The sequence below is a fragment of the Legionella sp. km772 genome (assembly GCF_003989735.1).
Lineage (GTDB): Bacteria > Pseudomonadota > Gammaproteobacteria > Legionellales > Legionellaceae > Legionella.
Genome location: NZ_RZGQ01000209.1, coordinates 1 through 4,411, shown reverse-complemented (window position 1 = coordinate 4,411; position 4,411 = coordinate 1). Strand labels below are relative to the sequence as shown.

The window sequence follows — 4,411 nt, the reverse complement described above, 5'->3', positions numbered from 1 at the left end:
AAACTCATTTAAATCACTTTGCTATTAAGTACAAATTGATTCTTAGAGCGAACCAGATTGCTTGGCAGGAGCTTAAAAATATGGCAGCTTAAAATTGACCGTGCGTAACATGAGTTATTAGTGTTAAAAATACCCTGCGTACTAATTGCTATACTTTATGTAAACCAAAAGGAGTCTAATAATGAAACCGCGGGTTGTTCTTTTTGGGCTAGTATTAGCCAGTTCATCTTTTGCCGATATTCCGCCAGAAACTAAAGGGGATTCCTCTTCAAATAGCTTGCAGCAAGAAATTGATGCGGGCGATATTTCTCAAAGTAAGGCATCAACTGAAATACAAGATGAAAATTTTGATAAGTCTGAGGGAGGACTGTATTGTCCTGACAATGAGTGTGACAATGATCCTGATGATGCCTCTAATGGTTTTTAAATCCTGATGCTTTAGTGCAAATCTAGTTTTTTGCTAAGGAAGAGTAGAACAGCAGTTGGCGCAAGAAGTTTTTTGGAATAAAACGGAGCTTAAGTGATTTTGCCTAAGTGGAGTTTAACAGGTTTTTAATAGGAGATTTAATGCTAATTATTGCAATTGTTTTATTTCTCTTGGCCGCTGTTTTTGGTCTAGCACTTTTAGTGGCTGTATTACAAGATAGGCCTACGCAGAAGGCGGCTTTGTTTTTGCATGGTGCATTAGCGCTTGCAGCCATAAGCTGTGTCATTGTTTATATGTTTATAAGAGGTTCTTCTCCCTTACTTCTTACGAGTCTAGCACTGTTCATCCTAGCAGCTTTAGGCGGGCTAACTTTAGCTACTTTGGATATAAGCCATCGAAAGATCCCAAAATTAATAGCGGTTTTGCATCCCTTAATTGCTCTGGCGGGTTTAATTGTTTTACTCGCTTATGTTTTACCCTAATTTAAGATGCTTGTGAGCATAAATAAAAATAGGATATGCTGGGCATTTAAGTAATTAAGTCACTATTAATGCCTACAGAACGATTATTGCAACGCTTATTAACTCAACTTGTCAACCTCATAAATAATCCTTGTATTTATGTTGCTGCTTGTATTGGAACCTTCGTGGGAGCCCTTACCGGTGGGGCGGTTGGCTTTTTTGCCGGCTGGTTTATTACTAACCCCTATAATTTAAGTGAATTGGTACTGGAAAATTTTAAACCTGCTATGGCTTTAGGTTCAGTCCTTGGTTTATTAATTGGGGGCATGATCGGTGGGCTATTTACGGGCATTGTGGCCATTTATAAAATTCATAAACGCACCTATAAAATGAAAGTACTTTCCCATGAAAACATCGCCAGTATACTCTTAAGTGCTTTATATCTTAGCATTGAAATAGCTATTGGCATGGGAATAGGCGCGGTGATTGGCAGCTTGAAATCACCCGGAATTGGCTCAATCATTGGGGCTTTTATTGGTGTTGTTTTAATGTTTTTTACCGCTACTTTGGATAAAACCAAGAAATAATAAAATCACCCCGCTACCTCTGTTTTTTTCACTAAAATACGTCCTTCCATAAAATTATCGTTCAAGGTTTTGTCTAAATAAAAATCGATGGAGGAAGTTAATCCTAAGCGACGGAAATAACGTATTATTTTTAAAGCATAGAAATAGACGGAATTACTGATAAGGTCAATGAGGATATAAATACCTGCCATGCCTGATGGGGTATAAGCAATAGGGGGAAAATGCGGGTGATTGCCGATAACACAGTACCAAGACCAGGTTGAAAAAACCGTTCCTAAGAGCTCAATGTAATAGACCATGGCAAACATAAATAAATAAAATAAGGGTTTTTTGTGGTAATGGAGAATACATAAAAATAAGAGGTAACATAAAAACCCAGCCACATCGTTCAAAATGAATAAAGACATGAAGGCAGTGACAAAGGCAAATTTCGCTAAACATCGTTCAATGGCTTTGTGGTTTTGCCAAATCCAGGGTGCTTTACCAAGATAATACATCGTTGCGTATATCAAGGCGTGGCCAAGCGGGATGTACATGGGAATGTTTTTTAAACGGTATTGATACAGGCCTAAAATTTGTGAGCCAATAATTTCGGCAAAAAAACTACAAATAGTCATTAACAGCAATAACCAATAAAGCTTACGGGGAGCAAGCAATAAGAACCATACATAGAAAAAAACCATGGTAAGGTTTGCTAACTCTTGTCCATGCGAAAAATAAGGGCTGAGCCAGGGGCTATCGATAATTAAAAAAAAAGGGGCGCCCAATAAAATGAGCATGGTCTGAACTAATGCAAGATTTTTGCGTTCAAAGACATCTCTTACCATTGGCTTAATCATCTTGGTTAACTCTTATCCTATAGTGTAGTTGCTTGGAGCCTAATCTTCTAGCATTGCATGGCTAACCAATCCTCAAAGGTCAAGGCAAAACGAAAATGATCTTGCCAGATTCCATGAATTTTTAAATAGCGTTGAGAAAAACCCTCTTTTAAAAACCCCTTTTTGGTTACCAACCGAATTGAGGCGCTATTATTAGGTTGGATATTGGCTTCAATGCGATGAAGCTCTAAAGTAGTGAATATTTCGTGTAAGACCAAGTTTAATGCTTGGCTCATTAAGCCTTTACCTGCGTGGTCAACCACCGCGTAATAACCCAGATAAGCACTTTTAAACACACCGTGGATCATACCGCTAATATTAAATACGCCGATCATCTCTTGCTGATTATTCCAAGCAATAAAGTATTTTTCACTCGCCATTTTACTTTTAGCCAAATAGCTTTGAAAGGCCTCAGGAGTATCGGGCGCGACAATAAAAGGAAAGTAGAAGTCGCGGCTCTTCTGTACAGCATTAAGGAATAAGGCTTCATCTTCCGCTGCAGGTTCACGTAGGGTAATCATGTCTTTCAAAGGGGGAGGTGTAAAATCATTCATTGTAGCATGATTAGCGGTTTATATCAGTGTTCTTCCCTCTACCCTCAGAATTCATAGGAGTCGCTTTAAGTCATCTTAATTTTTACTTGCACGGCCTCGCTGGTGGAATGCTGTGCAGTGGGCATACTTCATCTTTAGTAGTTCAATCTAAAAACATTCTTATCGTTAGGATTGATTAGTGCCATTGCTTATGTTGCTTATTCCATTTATAAACAATTCATTAGCGTACACAAATAGTTACAGTTTAAATTTTTCAAAAATATCACTAATTGAGTGATGGCCTTTAATGATATTTTCTTCTTCAGTTGTAGTCTGAAAAGAAAATAAAGGATTGAGCTGGAAAGTTAAATTTGGGCAGGCAAATTCCGGCATCGTTAGAGCATTGGATTGCCACACAACAATTAACTCCTTCATCCGCACATGCGCTGAGAAAACGAGGTAGTTCTTTATTTTTGCCTCGAAAACGAATTAATAAAGATTGGATAGAGTGAATATCCTTTGTTGGGAGTAAGCCTGTAGCTATTTGGTATATTTTATCACCTAACAAAGCAAATTTTGTTAATGGTCTTATGGCAAATGGAGCTTTTTCTTGCAGGGGAGTTTTGTAGTAGGCTAATAAATCTTTTTGGCAATCATCAACGCCGAAAAAGGCAAAACTGGCCGAATGGATGTTTTCGACATACCCTGCCTTATAATGAAGAACTAGCAAGGCCTCATTATCATGCCACTTATTAGAAAAAAAATCCCAAGAATGGGCATTTGCCTGTCCTATAGGAATAAAGAGCATCATGAGCAATAGCCCTTGGAGTGCGAAATTAGCGAGAGTTTGGTTCATATTTACCTCCATGTGAAGCGTTCATTCTAGATTTATTTATCTACGTTGGCAAGTGAGCCAGCTTGCATTTATCCCTGTCTCATCTAGTATTTGATTAAGAGGTTCTAAGGGAGTGAGCCGATGCTTTATAAAAAAATTATGGTCGCAGTGGATGGGAGCGAGGTATCGCAGCAAGCCTTACAACATGCCATGAAATTAGCGGAAAATCAAAAAGCAAAATTAGTTTTGCTGCATATTGTGGAAGAGACTTTTGGCTTTCGGGGTGGTGTGGGTTTTGATTATGATTATTTGATCTCAAGATATCGAGATGAGGGCTTAGAAATACTTAAACAGGCCGCAGGCTTAGTCAAAGCCAACTCAGCATTAAAATGTAAAACCCTCTTAGTTGAATTAAATCCTTTCCAAGGGCGCATTGCCGAGGTGATTATAGATAAAGTGAAGGAATTATCTATTGATTTAATTATCTTAGGCACCCATGGACGCCGAGGTTTTAATCACTGGCTCTTAGGGAGTGTTGCTGAAGATTTAATGCGGATTGCCATAACTCCTGTTTTATTAACTCATGTTACGCACGGTCAATTTTAAGCTGCCATATTTTTAAGCTCCTGCCAAGCAATCTGGTTCGCTCTAAGAATCAATTTGTACTTAATAGCAAAGTGATTTAAATGA

7 protein-coding genes are annotated in these 4,411 nt (G+C 38.3%); 4 read left to right on the top strand and 3 right to left on the bottom strand.

All coding sequences use genetic code 11. The features are described from left to right. The first annotated feature begins 181 nt into the window (after positions 1 to 181). The 3 genes from ELY15_RS13800 to ELY15_RS13790 all read left to right on the top strand — a co-directional run bounded on the left by ELY15_RS13800 (position 182) and on the right by ELY15_RS13790 (position 1,475). A complete protein-coding gene (locus ELY15_RS13800) occupies positions 182 to 427 on the top strand; it encodes a hypothetical protein (RefSeq protein WP_127101022.1) in 246 nt (81 codons plus the stop codon). Positions 428 to 567: 140 nt separating this feature from the next. After that, complete coding sequence (locus tag ELY15_RS13795; RefSeq protein ID WP_127101020.1) at positions 568 to 909, top strand: hypothetical protein; 342 nt, start codon at positions 568 to 570, stop codon at positions 907 to 909. Between the two features lie 68 nt (positions 910 to 977). Continuing rightward, positions 978 to 1,475, top strand: coding sequence for a hypothetical protein (locus ELY15_RS13790; RefSeq protein ID WP_127101018.1), 498 nt, complete (start codon positions 978 to 980; stop codon positions 1,473 to 1,475). Between the two features lie 5 nt (positions 1,476 to 1,480). Here the strand turns inward: ELY15_RS13790 and ELY15_RS13785 are convergent, their stop codons facing one another. The 3 genes from ELY15_RS13785 to ELY15_RS13775 form a co-directional block, all read right to left on the bottom strand. Continuing rightward, the gene (locus tag ELY15_RS13785; protein ID WP_199744230.1) at positions 1,481 to 2,314 is read right to left on the bottom strand and encodes a hypothetical protein; all 834 of its coding nucleotides are present in this window, start codon (positions 2,312 to 2,314) and stop codon (positions 1,481 to 1,483) included. Positions 2,315 to 2,361: 47 nt separating this feature from the next. Next, positions 2,362 to 2,907, bottom strand: coding sequence for a GNAT family N-acetyltransferase (locus tag ELY15_RS13780; RefSeq protein WP_233586785.1), 546 nt, complete (start codon positions 2,905 to 2,907; stop codon positions 2,362 to 2,364). A gap of 301 nt (positions 2,908 to 3,208) precedes the next feature. After that, positions 3,209 to 3,742: a hypothetical protein gene (locus ELY15_RS13775; RefSeq protein WP_127101016.1), complete on the bottom strand. Its 534-nt coding sequence runs from the start codon at positions 3,740 to 3,742 to the stop codon at positions 3,209 to 3,211. A gap of 120 nt (positions 3,743 to 3,862) precedes the next feature. On the opposite strand from ELY15_RS13775, the gene ELY15_RS13770 reads away from it, so the two are divergent. Further along, a complete protein-coding gene (locus ELY15_RS13770) occupies positions 3,863 to 4,327 on the top strand; it encodes a universal stress protein (RefSeq protein ID WP_127101014.1) in 465 nt (154 codons plus the stop codon). Positions 4,328 to 4,411 lie beyond the last annotated feature (84 nt).